This is a genomic window from Sphingomonas sp. GW821-FHT10F11, from assembly GCF_058809095.1.
In genome coordinates, this window is sequence record NZ_JBXASH010000011.1 from 61,623 (window position 1) to 75,197 (window position 13,575).

General features: G+C 67.2%; 18 protein-coding genes. 6 read left to right on the plus strand and 12 right to left on the minus strand.

Going from position 1 to position 13,575, the window contains the following annotated elements; all coding sequences use genetic code 11:
* Positions 1-2: 2 nt before the first annotated feature.
* The 12 genes from motA to flgB form a co-directional block, all read right to left on the minus strand.
* Positions 3-866, minus strand: a complete 864-nt coding sequence (gene motA, locus AC1RT8_RS22745) for a flagellar motor stator protein MotA (RefSeq protein ID WP_301083632.1) — start codon at positions 864-866, stop codon at positions 3-5.
* Between the two features lie 106 nt (positions 867-972).
* Complete coding sequence (gene flgL, locus AC1RT8_RS22750; RefSeq protein WP_493078608.1) at positions 973-1,884, minus strand: flagellar hook-associated protein FlgL; 912 nt, start codon at positions 1,882-1,884, stop codon at positions 973-975.
* Positions 1,885-1,892: 8 nt separating this feature from the next.
* Positions 1,893-3,239, minus strand: a complete 1,347-nt coding sequence (gene flgK, locus AC1RT8_RS22755; RefSeq protein WP_493078610.1) for a flagellar hook-associated protein FlgK — start codon at positions 3,237-3,239, stop codon at positions 1,893-1,895.
* The gene (locus AC1RT8_RS22760) at positions 3,236-3,577 is read right to left on the minus strand and encodes a rod-binding protein (RefSeq protein ID WP_493078612.1); all 342 of its coding nucleotides are present in this window, start codon (positions 3,575-3,577) and stop codon (positions 3,236-3,238) included. The genes flgK and AC1RT8_RS22760 overlap by 4 nt, the downstream gene beginning before the upstream one ends.
* Positions 3,574-4,668 (minus strand): flagellar basal body P-ring protein FlgI, encoded by a 1,095-nt coding sequence (locus AC1RT8_RS22765; RefSeq protein WP_493078708.1) that lies wholly within the window; start codon positions 4,666-4,668, stop codon positions 3,574-3,576. Before AC1RT8_RS22765 ends, AC1RT8_RS22760 begins: the two co-directional genes overlap by 4 nt.
* Positions 4,669-4,682: 14 nt before the next feature.
* Positions 4,683-5,375: a flagellar basal body L-ring protein FlgH gene (locus tag AC1RT8_RS22770; RefSeq protein WP_493078614.1), complete on the minus strand. Its 693-nt coding sequence runs from the start codon at positions 5,373-5,375 to the stop codon at positions 4,683-4,685.
* 11 nt (positions 5,376-5,386) lie between these two features.
* The gene (gene flgG / locus AC1RT8_RS22775; RefSeq protein WP_493078616.1) at positions 5,387-6,175 is read right to left on the minus strand and encodes a flagellar basal-body rod protein FlgG; all 789 of its coding nucleotides are present in this window, start codon (positions 6,173-6,175) and stop codon (positions 5,387-5,389) included.
* Positions 6,176-6,187: 12 nt separating this feature from the next.
* Positions 6,188-6,931 carry a flagellar basal-body rod protein FlgF gene (gene flgF, locus AC1RT8_RS22780; protein WP_493078618.1) on the minus strand — a complete coding sequence of 248 codons (744 nt, stop codon included), beginning with the start codon at positions 6,929-6,931 and terminating at the stop codon, positions 6,188-6,190.
* Between the two features lie 26 nt (positions 6,932-6,957).
* A complete protein-coding gene (locus tag AC1RT8_RS22785; protein ID WP_493078620.1) occupies positions 6,958-8,223 on the minus strand; it encodes a flagellar hook protein FlgE in 1,266 nt (421 codons plus the stop codon).
* 27 nt (positions 8,224-8,250) lie between these two features.
* Positions 8,251-8,931, minus strand: coding sequence for a flagellar hook assembly protein FlgD (locus AC1RT8_RS22790; RefSeq protein WP_493078622.1), 681 nt, complete (start codon positions 8,929-8,931; stop codon positions 8,251-8,253).
* A 2-nt stretch (positions 8,932-8,933) separates the two neighbouring features.
* Positions 8,934-9,344 carry a flagellar basal body rod protein FlgC gene (gene flgC / locus AC1RT8_RS22795; protein WP_372856516.1) on the minus strand — a complete coding sequence of 137 codons (411 nt, stop codon included), beginning with the start codon at positions 9,342-9,344 and terminating at the stop codon, positions 8,934-8,936.
* Position 9,345: 1 nt separating this feature from the next.
* A complete protein-coding gene (gene flgB / locus AC1RT8_RS22800; protein ID WP_372856517.1) occupies positions 9,346-9,702 on the minus strand; it encodes a flagellar basal body rod protein FlgB in 357 nt (118 codons plus the stop codon).
* A 249-nt stretch (positions 9,703-9,951) separates the two neighbouring features.
* Here flgB and AC1RT8_RS22805 point away from each other — a divergent pair, with 249 nt between their 5' ends.
* The 6 genes from AC1RT8_RS22805 (at position 9,952) to AC1RT8_RS22830 (ending at position 13,575) form a co-directional block, all read left to right on the plus strand.
* Complete coding sequence (locus tag AC1RT8_RS22805) at positions 9,952-10,650, plus strand: motility protein A (RefSeq protein WP_493078624.1); 699 nt, start codon at positions 9,952-9,954, stop codon at positions 10,648-10,650.
* Positions 10,647-11,180, plus strand: a complete 534-nt coding sequence (locus AC1RT8_RS22810; protein ID WP_493078626.1) for a flagellar motor protein MotB — start codon at positions 10,647-10,649, stop codon at positions 11,178-11,180. Before AC1RT8_RS22805 ends, AC1RT8_RS22810 begins: the two co-directional genes overlap by 4 nt.
* Positions 11,181-11,224: 44 nt before the next feature.
* Positions 11,225-11,770 carry a flagella basal body P-ring formation protein FlgA gene (locus tag AC1RT8_RS22815; RefSeq protein ID WP_493078627.1) on the plus strand — a complete coding sequence of 182 codons (546 nt, stop codon included), beginning with the start codon at positions 11,225-11,227 and terminating at the stop codon, positions 11,768-11,770.
* Positions 11,771-11,837: 67 nt separating this feature from the next.
* Positions 11,838-12,134, plus strand: a complete 297-nt coding sequence (gene flgM, locus AC1RT8_RS22820) for a flagellar biosynthesis anti-sigma factor FlgM (protein WP_493078629.1) — start codon at positions 11,838-11,840, stop codon at positions 12,132-12,134.
* Positions 12,121-12,450 (plus strand): flagellar protein FlgN, encoded by a 330-nt coding sequence (locus tag AC1RT8_RS22825; RefSeq protein ID WP_493078631.1) that lies wholly within the window; start codon positions 12,121-12,123, stop codon positions 12,448-12,450. The genes flgM and AC1RT8_RS22825 overlap by 14 nt, the downstream gene beginning before the upstream one ends.
* A 252-nt stretch (positions 12,451-12,702) precedes the next feature.
* Positions 12,703-13,575 carry a lytic transglycosylase domain-containing protein gene (locus AC1RT8_RS22830; protein WP_493078633.1) on the plus strand — a complete coding sequence of 291 codons (873 nt, stop codon included), beginning with the start codon at positions 12,703-12,705 and terminating at the stop codon, positions 13,573-13,575.

A 13,575-nucleotide genomic window follows, 5' to 3' on the forward strand; every position in this document is an offset into this window, starting at 1 on the left:
GCTTAACGGCCCCTCAGGCCATCAAAGACTTCGGCGAAGCCGGGCTGGTTCGAATGCGCGATGCCGGAACGGGCCGCCTCGATCACCAGCGGCTGCGGATGGCCGTGGAGCGAGGCGATGATGATCTGCTTCACCACATGATAGATGGCGGCGTCGGCGTCGATCACCTGTTTCAGCCGGCTGGCGAGCGGGCTGACGATGCCATAGGCGAGCAGCACGCCCATGAAGGTGCCGACCAGTGCCGAGCCGATCATCGCACCAAGGATCGCGGGCGGCTTGTCGATCGAGCCCATGGTCTTCACCACGCCGAGCACGGCGGCGACGATACCGAGCGCGGGCAGGGCATCGGCGAGGCTCGACAGTGTGGTGTGCGGCCCTTCCACCTCGTGGTGGTGAGTCTTGATCATGTTGTCCATGACGTCCTCGACCGCATGCACATCGAGCGTGCCCGACGAGACGACGACGAGGCGCAGTGTGTCGGCGATCAGGTTGATCAGCGTGTGATCGGCGAGCAGGCGCGGATATTCGGCGAACAGTGCGGAGGATTTCGGGTCTTCGACATGCGGCTCGAGCGCGATCGGTCCCTCGGTGCGGAGCATTTTCATCAGCTTCGACACGAGGAAGATCGTGTCGAGATAATCCTGCTTCTTGTATTTCGGGCCCTTGAAGATCTTGGCGAAGCTGCCGCCCAGCGCCTTCAGCTCCTTGCCCGAATTGCCGATGATCAGCGCCCCGGCGGCGGCACCGCCGATGATGAGCATCTCGTGCGGAATCGCTTCCATCACCGGGCCGAGCGCACCGCCGGTGATCGCGAAGCCGCCAAAGATCATGACGAGCAGGACGACGAGGCCGATCACCGGAAACATTGACTTCGCATTCCCCCTTTGTTGCGTGCTGCCGTCCCTGGAAACGGCAGCGATCATTCCCGGTTAACCGGATTTCGTAGCTAACCGGTTACCAACCGGCCCCGGGTCACTGCAGATAATCGAACAGCGACAGCTGGCTGAGCTTGGTGAAGCTCGCCTGGGTCGCCGACAGGATCGTCATGGTCTTTTGCAGCTCGGTGATCGCCGCCGTGACGTCGGTATCCTCGAGCGCCGAGCGATCGATTTCGCGATTGGCTGCCGTATCGGTCAACTGGTCGGAGACAAGTTCGAGCCGGGCGGCGCGCGCGCCGACCGAGCCGCGTACGGTGCCGACCTGAGTCAGCGCCGCATTGATGCCGTCGGTCGCTTCGGCGACGGCGCTGGTGACGTCGCCACCGGCGTCGATCGCGGCGGCGAGCTTGGAGACGATGGCAAAGGCGTCGGTTGTGCCGTTCGCGGTCTGCACGCCGCCGAACACGCGCTGGGCGGTGTCGGTCGCGACGATCGACTGGTCGTCGCCGATCGGGATTGCCGCCGGCGTGCCGGTGCCGGTGAAGCCGACCGAACCGTCGGCACCGACCGTGACGGCGGTGTCGCCGGTCGCCGCACCGAACAGGGGCTGGCCGCGGGCGTCCTTGGTGTTGGCCAGCTTGACCAGATCGTCGAGCACGCCCTTGAGCTGGGTCGAGATGGTCGCGCGGGCGGAATCGGTCAATGTGCCGTTGCCGGCCTGAAGCGCCAGCTCGGCTGCCTGCTGCAAGCTGTTCTCGACCGAGGTCAGCGTCGAATCGGTTTGCTGGAGCAGCGACTGGGCGAGCGAGACGCTTGTCTTGGTCGCGGTATCGTCGGCCTTGCCCTGCTTGAGCGTGGCGAGCCGCTGATAGGCGACGACATCGTCCGACGGCGCCTGGAGGCGGACCTCGGACGAGACCTGGATCTGCAGCTTGTCGGCCTTCTGGCTGAGCTTCTGCATAAGGGTTGCCGAGCGGTCGTAAAGCTGGGCGGTGCTGATCTGCATGGGGCTGCTCAACGAATATCGAGGATTGACTGGAGCGTTTCGCGCGCGACCTGGATCACGCGGCTCGACGCCTGATAGGCTTGCTGGAAGCGCATCAGATCGACGGCTTCGCTGTCCAGGTTGACGCCCGACACCGCGTCGCGCGCGGCGACCGCGCCGTCGCGGATCGCGCTCTGCGCTTCGGCTACCTGCTGGCGCGAGGAGAGAGCGGCGGCGTTGTCGGCGATGAGGCTGGTGGTCTTCGCCTCGAACCCGCCCGAGCTGCGCAGTGCAGTGAGCGCCTGGAGATTGCTGTTGTCCCGCGGGCCGCCGCCAACCGCAGCCGCGGCAACGCCGCGCGGATCGGTGAGCGCGAGCTGGATATCGGTTGGTGAATCGCCTGCTTCAAACATCGGCGCGCCGGGATTGCCATCGAGGTCGCGGCCCTGCGCCTGCACCGCGTTGACGCCGTCGACGAAGCTGGTCGCGATGCTGTTGAGTTGCTCGCGGGCGGTGGCGATGCGCTGGGCGCCGTCGACGATGCCGGCAAGCGCGCCGCCCGATGGAGCGAGCGTGGCGATTTCGCCGGCGCGGTGGACGGCGAAGGAGACATTGCCCGCGTCGTTGCGGACATAGGTGACGGTGCCGGCGTCGCTGCCGGAGACGAGCGTCGGGCCGGTCGCGCCGCCGAGGCGGACGGCGGCGCGGCCGGCGACGTCGATCGAGACCGACACGTCGGTGATCGCGCTCATCTGTTCGAGCAGCTGGTCGCGCTGGTCGAGCAACTGCGCGGCGCTGGTGGTGCCGGGCGTGACTCGGCCGAGGCCGTCATTGACCTTGGCGAGCGCGGTCGCGAGGCCGCTGAGCGTGGTCACGGCGTTCTCGGCCGTCCCGTCGAGATCGGCGGCGACCTGGTCGAGCGCCTTGCCGGTCGCGGCGAAGGCGTTGGCCGCCGAAGTGCCGGCTTCGAGGAAGACCGAGCGCGGCGCGCTGGCGGTCGGATCGGCGGCCATGGCCTGGGCCGAGGTGAAGAAGCTGGTCAGCCGGTCGCCGAGCTTGTTGCCGATCAGCGCGGTCTGGATGCGGTCGAGCCAGGCGACGCCCGTCTCGCTGCGGGCGAGATCGGCGCTGGAGGCGCGGACATCGGCGGCGCGGAAGGCATCGGCCGAGCGGACCACGCCGTCGACGACGACGCCCATGCCCGATGCGACCCGGCTGGTCGAACTGATTCCGGCGCCGGCATTGACCTCCTTGAGGGAGGCGCTGCGGCGCGCATAGCCGGCGGTGCCGGCATTGGCGATGTTTTCGGAGACGGTGGTCAGCGCGCTCTGATAGGCGCGGACCCCGCTGGCGCCGGTCGCGAGAAGGTCGCTCACGGCTTCTTATCCGAAGACGGGACCATGGTTTCGGGCTGGAGGTTGGCCTGGGATTTGGCGAGGAAATCGGTCATGGCCTTGCCGATGCCCAAGGGGGCGTGGTCGGCCATGGACTGGGCGACCTGTTGGTCCTGCATGTCGCGAAATGTGTCCAAGCCCTTGGAAGAAAAGAGTTCTTCCGCGAGATGGGCCTGGCGCATCGATTTGAGCATCATGCCGGCGAAGACCGCCTCGAACTGCTTGCCCGCCTTTTCGAGGTTGGCGCGCGAGGCGAGACGGCTGGTGTCGACGCTTATGCCCGAGGTCGGGGCGGCGGGGAGGGCGGGAATGTCGGTCACAGGACGATCAACTCCGCCTTCAACGCGCCGGCTTCCTTCAGCGCTTCGAGGATCGCGACCAGATCGGCCGGCGAGGCGCCGATCGCGTTCACGGCCTTGACCACGTCGGCGAGCTTGGGGCCGGGCTCGAGCAGGAACATCGGGCGATGCTCCTCCTCGACCGCGACGCCGCTCTTCTGCTCGACGGCGGTCTGGCCCTGGCTGAACGGCTGGGGCTGGCTGACATGCTGCTGCTCGTCGATGCGCACGGTGAGCTTGCCGTGGCTGACCGCGGCGGGGCCGACGCGGACCGCCGAATTGATCACGACGGTACCGGTGCGGGCGTTGACGATCACCTTGGCCGAAGGCTCGGCCGAGACGACTTCGAGATTCTCGATCTCGCTCATCAGGGTCGCGCGGACATCGCCACCGACCGGCGCGCGCACCGAGACCGAGACGGCGTCGATCGCCTGGGCTGAGCCGGCGCCGAGCCGCGTGTTGATCGCGGCGGCAACGTTCTGCGCCGTGGTGAAATCGGCGCGGGTGAGGTTGTAGGTCAGCACCGGCGACGTCTCGAAGCCGGTCTGGACTGCGCGCTCGACCGTGGCGCCCTCGGGGATGCGGCCGGCCGAGGGGATGTTGACGACGATCTGCGACCCGTCCTTGCCCTCGGCGCCAAGCCCGCCGACGGCGAGGTTGCCCTGCGCCATGGCGTAGATCTGGCCGTCGGCACCCAACAGGGGCGTCAGGATCAGCGCGCCGCCGCGGAGCGACTTGGCCTTGCCCATCGAGGCGACGGTGATGTCGAGCTTCTGGCCCGGCTTGGCGAAGGCGGGCAGATCGGCGGTGATCATCACCACCGCTGCGTTCTTCATGCCCGGATTGGCGCTGGGCGGCAGCTGCAGGCCGAAGCGCGAGGCGACCGCCTTCATCGACTGGATAGTATATTCGAGATTGTCGTCGCCCGTGCCGGGCAGGCCGACCACGACGCCGTAGCCCGTCAGCTGGTTCGAGCGGATGCCCTGAAAGCCGCCAAGGTCCTTGACCCGGTCGGCGCAGGCCGGGCCTGCGATCAGCAGGCCGGCGAGCATGGCAGCGACGAAACGGAGCATGGCGGGCGCTTTCATCAGAAGGGGCTCACGACGGAGAAGAAGCGGCCGAGCCAGCCCTGGCGGCTGGCGCGGGCGACGTCGCCCTTGCCGGTATAGGCGATCTGCGCATCCGCCACGCGGGTGGAAGGCACACGGTTGTTGGCGTCGATATCGGCGGCGCGGATCAGCCCGCGGATCTGGACGAACTCGTCGCCGCGGTTGAGCGTCACGCGCTTCTGCCCCTGCACCAGCATGGTGCCGTTGGGATAGACCGCGGAGACGGTCACGCTGACTTCGCCCGACAGGGTGTTGGACTGGTCGGTCGCGCCGCTGCCGGTGAAGTTGCGCGTGTTGCTCATGCTGGCATCGGTCTGCTTGAACAGCGAGAGCGGGCCGGTCGATGGCGGCGTCAGGCTCAGGCCGCCGCCGCTGTCGAGCTTGGAGCTCGCGGATTTGGAGGCGACGGTGCGCTCGACCAGCAGGATCGTCAGCGGATCGCCGACCCGGCGCGCGCGCGACCCCTCGTGCAGCGCGGCATAGCCGTCACTGGCCTGGAAGATCGACCCGTTGGCGGGCGCCGCGACGATCGGCTGCGGCAGCACGGCCGAGAAATCGACCGGCGGCTTCTTCTTGCCCAACAGGCGCGCATCGGCCTGCATCGGCACGAGCGCGACGGTGAAGGACGCGACGATGAAGGGCAGGGCGATCAGGGTGGCTGACGGTTTCATGAAATTAACCATCAGATATTTTGGTTAACATATTTCAGCATGTCGTCGGTCGCCGAGATCATTTTTGAATTTACCTCGTACGCACGCTGCGTTTCGATCATGTCGACGAGTTCCTCGACGACGTTGACGTTCGACGCTTCGAGCATGCCCTGGCGGATATTGCCGCGTCCCTCGATGCCGGCCACGCCGAGATTCGCGGCGCCCGAGGCCGAGGTCTCGACCAGATAATTGTCGCCCTTGCCGAGCAGGCCGGCCGAATTGGCGAAGCTGGCGATCTGGATCTGGCCGAGCTCGCTCGATTCGTTCTGGCCGGGCACGGTCGCCGAGACGGTGCCGTCAGTGCCGACGGTGATCGCGGTCGCGCCTTCGGGCACGGTGATGCCGGGCATCACCTGATAGCCTTCGGAAGTGACCAGCAGCCCTTCCGGCGAGCGGGTGAAATTGCCCGCGCGCGTATAGCCCAAAGTGCCCCCCGGCATCTGGACCTGGAAATAGCCGTCGCCGTCGAGCGCGAGATCGAGCGCGTTGCCGGTGGTCTGCATCGCGCCCTGGGTGTCGATCCGGGCAGTGCCCTGGATGCGAACGCCAGTGCCGAGGTTCAGGCCGACCGCATATTTGGTCTCGGACGTGCTCGGCGCGCCGGGCGCGGTCACCGTCTGATAGGCAAGCGTCTCGAACGCCGCCCGGTCACGCTTGTACCCCGTGGTGTTCACGTTCGCGAGGTTGTTCGAGATCACCCGCATGCGCATGTCCTGGGCGTCGAGCCCGGTCCGCGCGATGTGCATTGCTGCGCTGGTCATATCCTCGGTTCCTTAAGAGGGCATCCGCATCAGCGATGCGGCGCTTTCGTCCATGTCCTTGGCCGACTTCATCAGATTGGCCTGGACCTCGTAGCTGCGCTGGTTCTCGATCATGTCGACCAGCGCCTGAGTCATGTTGACGTTCGATCCCTCGAGCGCGCCCGACTGCACCGTCGCTTCCATGTCTTCGGGCAGCACGCCGCCGCCGCGGACATGGAGGAGATTGTCGAGGCCCTTGACCGTGTCCGTGCCCTTGGTGCTGACCAGCTTGAGCTTGTCGAGGACCTGTGGGTTGCTGGCGTCGCCCCCCATGGGGACGATCGAGATGGAGCCGTCGGCCGAGATCTTGACCGATTCGGCGGGCGGCACGGTGATGGGACCCCCCGATCCCATCACCGGGAAACCGTCGCCGGTTTCCAGCACGCCCGTCGGGGCGATCTGGAGATCGCCCCTGCGGGTATAGGCTTCAGTCCCGTCGGGTGCCTGGACGGTCAGCCAGGCGTCGCCGGTGACGGCGACGTCGAGCGGCCGGCCGGTCGACATGATCGCGCCGGCGCGGCGATCGGCATCGACCACCTCTTCCGACGCCGGCGAGCGCGTGTCGAACTCCGAGCCCGACACGTTGAGCCGGCTGAACACCACCCGGTCGGCCCGGAAGCCGATCGTCGAAGCATTCGCCATGTTGTTCGCGATCGCGGCCTGCGACGCCATATGCGCCTTGAGCCCGGTTGCCGCGGTATAGACCAGCTTGTCCATTCAGGTTTTCCCGTCCGCCCCTGAGATCAGCTGCGGATGTTGAAGATGGTTTCGGAGATCTGGCCGGCGGTATCGAGCGCCTTGGCGTTCGCCTGGAAGTTCCGCTGTGCCGCGATCAGGGCGACCAGTTCCTCGGTGATGTCGACGTTCGATCCCTCGACGGTGCCCGACATCAGCGAGCCGAAGCCATTGTCGTTGGCGCTGCCGAGCGTCGCTTCGCCCGAGATGCCACTGGCCGACCAATAGCTGTTGCCCATCTGGCGAAGGCCCGACGGATTGGCGAAGTTGGCGAGTGCCACCTTGCCCAGCGGCTTGGTGTCGCCGTTCGAGAAATTGGCGCTGACCACGCCCGATTCGTCGACGGTCACGCCGGCGAGCTGGCCGACCGACTTGCCGTCCTGGCTGCGCGCCTGGACCGAGAAGGCGCTCGGTGCCTGGGTCGTGCCGGTCAGGTCGAAGGTGAGGCTCTGGGCCGAGGTGCCCGACGACGAGGTGAAGGCATCATAGCTGATCGGCGTGGTCGGCGCGGTCATCGTGCCTGCGGCGTCGAAGGTCACGGTCACCGGGTTGGTCGATCCGCCGACGCTCAATTGCTGGTTGCCGACATAGGAATAGACCGACCAGCTGTTCGCGCCGCCGGCGCTCGCGGCGTCGTTGCGGACATAATAGTTGGTCAGGGTCATCGCATTGCCGCTGGCGTCGTAGATCGTCGTCGCGGTCGAATTGTTGTACGATGCGGCATTGGTGCGATCGAACGCGGTGCCCGGCGCGGTCGCGTTGGCGGACAGGTTGACATCGAGCGCGACCTTGGACGTGGCGGTCGGCGTCCCGCTGGTCTCGGGGAGCGTCAGGTTGATCAGGCCGTCCTGGCCGGTCGCGGTGACATTGCCCTCGGCGTCGACCGGATAGACCTGCAGCGCGCTGCCCTGGGCATCGACCACATAATGGCTGGCCGGATCGACCGAGAAGCTGCCGTTGCGGGTATAGGCGGTCGAGGCATTGATGCCGTTGGTCTTGACCGTGAAGAAGCCGTCGCCCGAAATGGCGATGTCGAGCGAGGAGCCGGTCGCCTTCAGATTGCCCTCGGTGAACAGCTGGCGGTTGCCCTTCACGACCGTACCGGAGCCGACCACCTTGGTGGGATCGGAGGTGACGCTCGACGCGATCACGTCGGCGAAATCGGTGCGGCTCTTCTTGAAGCCGTTGGTCGCGACGTTGGCGAGGTTGTGCGAGATGGTCGACATCTCGGTCTGGGCCGCCTGCAGGCCGCTGAGTGACGTGTAGAAGGACATGCTGAGCTACTCCTGGGTGGTCTGGGGTCAGCCGATCTGGCGAACGGCGGAAATGGGAACCTGGCCGAGGCCGGGAAGCGTGAGGATCGGCGAGCCCGAGGCGGGCATCGAGACCGCGGCGACCGGCGACCAGACAAGCCCGCGGCTGGCGACGGTGGCGCCGCCGTTTGCGGCCGAGACGGTGACCTTGAACGGACCGGGGCCAGCGTCAGCGCCGCCATCGGTCTTGCCGTCCCAGTCGTAGTTGATCGTGCCCTTGGGCTGGGGCCCGAGATGCTGGGTGGTCAGCACCTGGCCATTGGCATCCTCGATCGTGACGTTGACGTCGGTCGCATCGCCATCGATCTCGACGGCGCCGGCGATCCCGCCCGAGGTGCGGCCATAGGCGACATTGCCTTCGGTCAGCACGGTGCGGCCGACATAAGCGAGCGCGTCGCTGGCGCTGGTCCCGGACAGCTTGTCCGAGATCGCCTTCAAGGTCGTGTTCATGTCGGTGATGCCGGCGAGCGACGAGAATTGCGCCATCTGGGCGACCATCTGGGTGTTGTCGACCGGCGAGAACGGGTCCTGGTTCTTCAGCTGCGCGGTCATCAGCTTGAGGAAGTCCGCCTGGCCGAGCGAGGTCGAGCCCGACGAGGCGACCGGCGCGCTGTTGGTCGTGCGGTTGATGCCCAGATTGTTGAGCGTGGTGTCGAAGGCGGAGCTCATGATCAGCGTCCCAGCTTGAGGGTATCGAGGATCAGCGACTTCGCGGTCTGCATCACCTCCACATTGTTCTGATAGCTGCGGGCGGTCTCCATCATGTCGACCAGCTCGCGGGTCTCGTCGACCGCGCTGACGAAGACGTTGCCGTCCTTGTCGGCCATCGGGTGCGACGGGTCGTAGAGCTTGGTCGGGTCGCCGCCGGCGGTCACGATCTTCTCGACATTGACGGTCGCGAGGCCCGTCATCTTGTCATATTCAGTGCGGAACACCGGCTTGATCGTGCGGTAGGCGGTGTCGGCGCTGCCCGTGATCGCCCCGGCATTGGCCAGGTTCGACGCGGTCGTGTTCATCCGGATGAGCTGCGCCGACATGGCGCGCCCGGCGACCTGGAAGATGTTGAGGCCGTTGTCAGCCATGTTATTCGCCCTTCAGCGCGCGGGTGATCTGGCCGATCCGCCCGTTCAGGAATGACAGGGTCGTCTGGTACTGGACGGCGTTCTCGGCAAAGGCGGTCTGCTCGGTCGACAGCTCGACCGTGTTGCCGTCGAGCGACGCCTGGCTCGGCACGCGGTATCGCACCGAGTTCTCGATGCTGCTGCTGCCGCCGGTGCTGTCCGACTGTTCCATCGCGGAGAGCGCGGTGCGGAAGTCGATGTCCTTGGCCTTGAAGCCGGGGGTCGACGCATTGGCGATGTTCGATGCGAGCAGGCCCATCCGCTGCGAACGCACCTGTAGCGCCGCACCGTGGACTCCGAAAAGCATGTCGCTGGCCATGGGCCTTCTCCTGCGCAAGATTGCGCGAGGGAACTCAGCAAAGGCCGTGCCAAATGCGCTTTGCCGGGTCAGGCGCGGTTTCCTGCGCCCCTTGCGGCAGGGGAAACGGCAAGGCCTTGCCGGTGCGGCGGCAATCTTGCCGGTCGCCCTGCCGCCTTGCCGGGTCGGGAGCGCGGCGATGCGGGGCGATGTGGGGGGGCGATCGCCGCCGGCCGGCACTTGGCCCACCCCTTGCAACGTACGGGGGCGATGACGACAGCACCCGATATCGCCCAGATGATGGGCCCGTTCCTCGACCCGCTTGCGATCTCGATCGTCGGCGGCGGCACCCTGCTTGCGGTCGTGCTGCGCACGCCGATGCGCGATCTGTCGCGGGCGCTAGCGGCGCTGGGCACGATCGGCCGGCGGCGCTTCGATGCCGGGCCGCTGCTCGACCAGGTCGCCGCGCTGGGCCGGATCGCCCGGCGGCACGGCGTGATGGCGCTCGATCGCTCGGTGATCGCCGATGCCGATGTTGCCGCCGCGATCGCCGCGATCGTCGATGGCCGGCCGGCCGCCGACGTCGAGGCGCTGGTCCAGCATCATCGCCGCGCGCGGATCGACCGCCATGTCGCCGCCGCCGATGTCTGGTCCGGCATGGCCGAGGTCGCGCCCGCGATGGGCATGGTCGGCACCCTGATCGGCCTGGTCGGCATGTTCGTGAAGATGGACGATCCCGCCGCGATCGGGGGATCGATGGCGATCGCGCTGCTCGCGACGCTCTATGGCGCGTTGCTCGCCAATCTCGTTGCCGCACCGGTGGCCGCGCGCTTGCGTCGCCACGCCCGCGAGGAAGCGGTCGAGCGGCTGCGGCTCGAAGCGCCACTGGTTGCGCTCGCTGCCCGCGAGCAGCCGCGGTCCGCCGCGCCCTCGTTGGGCATTCCGGTGCCGATGGCCGACGTGGCATGACCGACGAGTTTCCCGAAACAATGCCCGCGCGGCCGATCTGGCTGATGACGCTCGCGGATCTGGCGTTGCTGCTGGTCGGCTTTTTCGTGCTGATCCAGGCAGGCCAGCATCTCGACCGCAAAGCGCTGGCCCAGGGCATCCGCGAGGGTTTCGGCGTGTCCAGCAGCCCGGCCGCGACGCCCGATCCCATTCCCGTCGCCGCGGCGGCGATGATGAATTTCGCCCCCGGTTCGGCAGCGCTGCCGTCGACGCCCGCAGGCCTGATCGCCTGGGCGCGCGAGGCGGTGCGCGATCCGCGCGTCACCTTGAAGATCAGCGGCAGCGTCGATGGCTCGGCCGGCGACGTCGATGCCCTGACCGGCAGCGGCGCGGTCCTCGCCGCCGACCGTGCCCGCGCCGTCGCCGCCACGCTGGCCGAGGCGCATGTCGTGCCCGCCGGCCGCATGACCATCGTCAACGCGCCCGAAATTCCGGGGCGCACCCACCGCACCGTCGTGATCACCATCGGCTTTGCCGGGGAGCGGCAATGATCTGCCGCCCGGCAACCCGGATTTGCCGTTCCAGGGAGAATAGAATGTCTCGCTTGTCCGTTACCCGCCTGTTTGTGCCGCTGGTGCTGCTGGCCAGCCCGGCCGTCGCTGCCGGGCCCTTTCAGGATACCGCCTCGATCGACCGGGCGGTTGCCGCCTTCACCGGCAAGGGCATCGGCGACCTCGGCGGCGCCCGCAGCGTCGTCGACGCGCGGCTGAAGCTTGCCGCCTGCCCGATGGTCTCGATGTCGTGGCGCACCGCCGGCCAGGACGCCGTCGTGGTGACCTGTACCGGCCCGGAATGGCGGATCTTCGTGCCCGTTCGTGCCATGGCGACCCCGGCTGTCGCGCCTCGGGCCGCGGCGCCCGTCACGATCGCGCCGGTCAAGCTGGCGGCAGTGATCAAACGCGGCGATCCGGTGATGATCGCGGCCGGCTCGCCCGGCTTCTCGATCACCCGCGACGGGGTCGCGATGGCCGATGCGGCGCCCGGCGCGCGCTTCCTGGTGAAGGTCGACGGCGCCAAGGCGCCGGTCCAGGCTGTGGCGATCGAATCCGGTCGCGCGACGCTGCCGGGATGGACGGAATAATTCCTTAAGGTGTCGGCGAAACGGTCGTTACTCCTCCTGTCAGCGTAACCTCAAAGGTGCAGGCGTGGTGGATTCGATCAGCTCAAAGCCAGTTGCCGGACGCGATCTCCAGGTCGCCCCGGTCGCGCGCACCGCACAGGCCGCCCCCGCGGCCAAGGCGACGGGCCGCGAAGGCGTTGTTGCGGAGCAGCTGAAGCTCTCGGCCATGGCGTTCGGCTTTACCGAGCAGGCGCCGGTCGATCATGAGCGGGTGTCCCGCATTCGCGCCGCGATCCGCAACGGCACCTTCCCGATCTATCCTGCGAAGATCGCCGACCGGCTGATCGCGCTCAAGCTCGAATGGAATCCGCATGACGGCAAATAACGCCAAACGCGACGCGCTGATCGGGGTGATCGAATCGCTCCACGCCGAGATCGCCGCGCTGAAGGCGAACGATGTCGCGGCGCTGGAGCGGGCGACCCAGGCCAAGCTTGCCGGGATCGAAACCATCGCGGCGCTGGGCACAGGCCCGACCGGCCCCGACCTGCGCGACCTGGCCGAAGAGGCCAGCCGCCTCAACGAGGCCTGCCGCATCTATGTGAACCTGATGGCGGCAAATGTTCGCCGCCGCCTGCAAAGTCTGACCGGCGATGCCGGCATGGGCTATAGCCGCGGCATGGGGTTGAAGGCCTACGCTTGAAGCTATCCCTCCTCTCCAATGGGAGAGGATACGGAGACTTGAGAGCGCAGCGATCTAGTCGGAGTTGGTGAGGGGCTCCGGGAGCTATCGATAGCTCCCGGAGCCCCTCACCAAGCTACGCTAGACAGCAAGCTGTCAAGCTTCGCTATCCTCTCCCACTGGAGAGGAAGAAGCCGGTCCGTCCTCACCCTCCCCAACTGGCACGCTCCTTGCTGCTGTGACCCTGAATAAGGGCAACGCAGCCAGGGAATGATGACCTTCAATCCGATTGCCACTCTTACGGGTACCAAAGCGACCGGCTCGGTGCAGTCGGCGATCGCGCTGGCGAGCCAGAAGACCGGTATCGATTTCCATTACCTGATGGGTCAGGCGCAGCTCGAAAGCGGCATGCGCGCCGATGCACGCGCCGGCACCTCGAGCGCCTCGGGCCTGTACCAGTTCATCGAGCAGAGCTGGCTTCGCGTGATGAAGCAGCACGGGACCGAACATGGTCTCGGCTGGGCCGCCGACAGCATCTCGACCACCAGCTCGGGCCGCATGGCGGTGAGCGACCCCAATATGCGCCGCGCGATCCTGGCGCTGCGCAACGACCCGCAGACCGCGTCGATCATGGCGGCCGAGCATGCTTCGGACAACAAGGACGCGATCGAAAGCGCGCTCGGTCGCGATGCCACCGGCACCGACCTTTATATGGCGCATTTCCTCGGCCTGGGCGGCGCCCGGTCGTTCCTCGGCGCGATGCAGGACAATCCGAACCGCACCGGCGCGACGATGTTCCCCGCCGCCGCGCGTGCCAATCGCAACGTCTTCTACGCCTCGAACGGCCAGCCGCGCACCCTGTCGCAAATCTATGAGCGCTTTGCCGCCAAGCTCGAAAACGGCGCGGCAGGCGGTTCGGTTCGGGCCGGCGCCGTCCAGCTCGCCTCGACCACGCTCGGCGACTCCGGTGCGACCGTCATCCCCGGCAATGGCGAGAACAGCACCAGCGAGGCCGCCGTCTGGGCGCAGGCCACGCTCGACCAGATCAATGGAGGATCAGCCCGCGTGCAGACAGCCAGCCTGATGCGGCCGACGCCCGATACGGCGCGGCTGGCGTATATGATGCTCGCGACCCTGGGGGCCTGA

Coding starts and splice junctions, on each gene's coding strand:
- motA (WP_301083632.1), bottom strand. CDS start 866: ATGTTTCCGGTGATCGGCCTCGTCGTCCTGCTCGTCATGATCTTTGGC.
- flgL (WP_493078608.1), bottom strand. CDS start 1,884: ATGCAGATCAGCACCGCCCAGCTTTACGACCGCTCGGCAACCCTTATG.
- AC1RT8_RS22765 (WP_493078708.1), bottom strand. CDS start 4,668: ATGCTCCGTTTCGTCGCTGCCATGCTCGCCGGCCTGCTGATCGCAGGC.
- AC1RT8_RS22770 (WP_493078614.1), bottom strand. CDS start 5,375: ATGAAACCGTCAGCCACCCTGATCGCCCTGCCCTTCATCGTCGCGTCC.
- flgG (WP_493078616.1), bottom strand. CDS start 6,175: ATGACCAGCGCAGCAATGCACATCGCGCGGACCGGGCTCGACGCCCAG.
- flgF (WP_493078618.1), bottom strand. CDS start 6,931: ATGGACAAGCTGGTCTATACCGCGGCAACCGGGCTCAAGGCGCATATG.
- AC1RT8_RS22785 (WP_493078620.1), bottom strand. CDS start 8,223: ATGTCCTTCTACACGTCACTCAGCGGCCTGCAGGCGGCCCAGACCGAG.
- AC1RT8_RS22790 (WP_493078622.1), bottom strand. CDS start 8,931: ATGAGCTCCGCCTTCGACACCACGCTCAACAATCTGGGCATCAACCGC.
- flgC (WP_372856516.1), bottom strand. CDS start 9,344: ATGGCTGACAACGGCCTCAACATCTTCCAGGTCGCCGGGCGCGCCATG.
- flgB (WP_372856517.1), bottom strand. CDS start 9,702: ATGGCCAGCGACATGCTTTTCGGAGTCCACGGTGCGGCGCTACAGGTG.
- AC1RT8_RS22805 (WP_493078624.1), top strand. CDS start 9,952: ATGACGACAGCACCCGATATCGCCCAGATGATGGGCCCGTTCCTCGAC.
- AC1RT8_RS22810 (WP_493078626.1), top strand. CDS start 10,647: ATGACCGACGAGTTTCCCGAAACAATGCCCGCGCGGCCGATCTGGCTG.
- AC1RT8_RS22815 (WP_493078627.1), top strand. CDS start 11,225: ATGTCTCGCTTGTCCGTTACCCGCCTGTTTGTGCCGCTGGTGCTGCTG.
- AC1RT8_RS22825 (WP_493078631.1), top strand. CDS start 12,121: ATGACGGCAAATAACGCCAAACGCGACGCGCTGATCGGGGTGATCGAA.
- AC1RT8_RS22830 (WP_493078633.1), top strand. CDS start 12,703: ATGACCTTCAATCCGATTGCCACTCTTACGGGTACCAAAGCGACCGGC.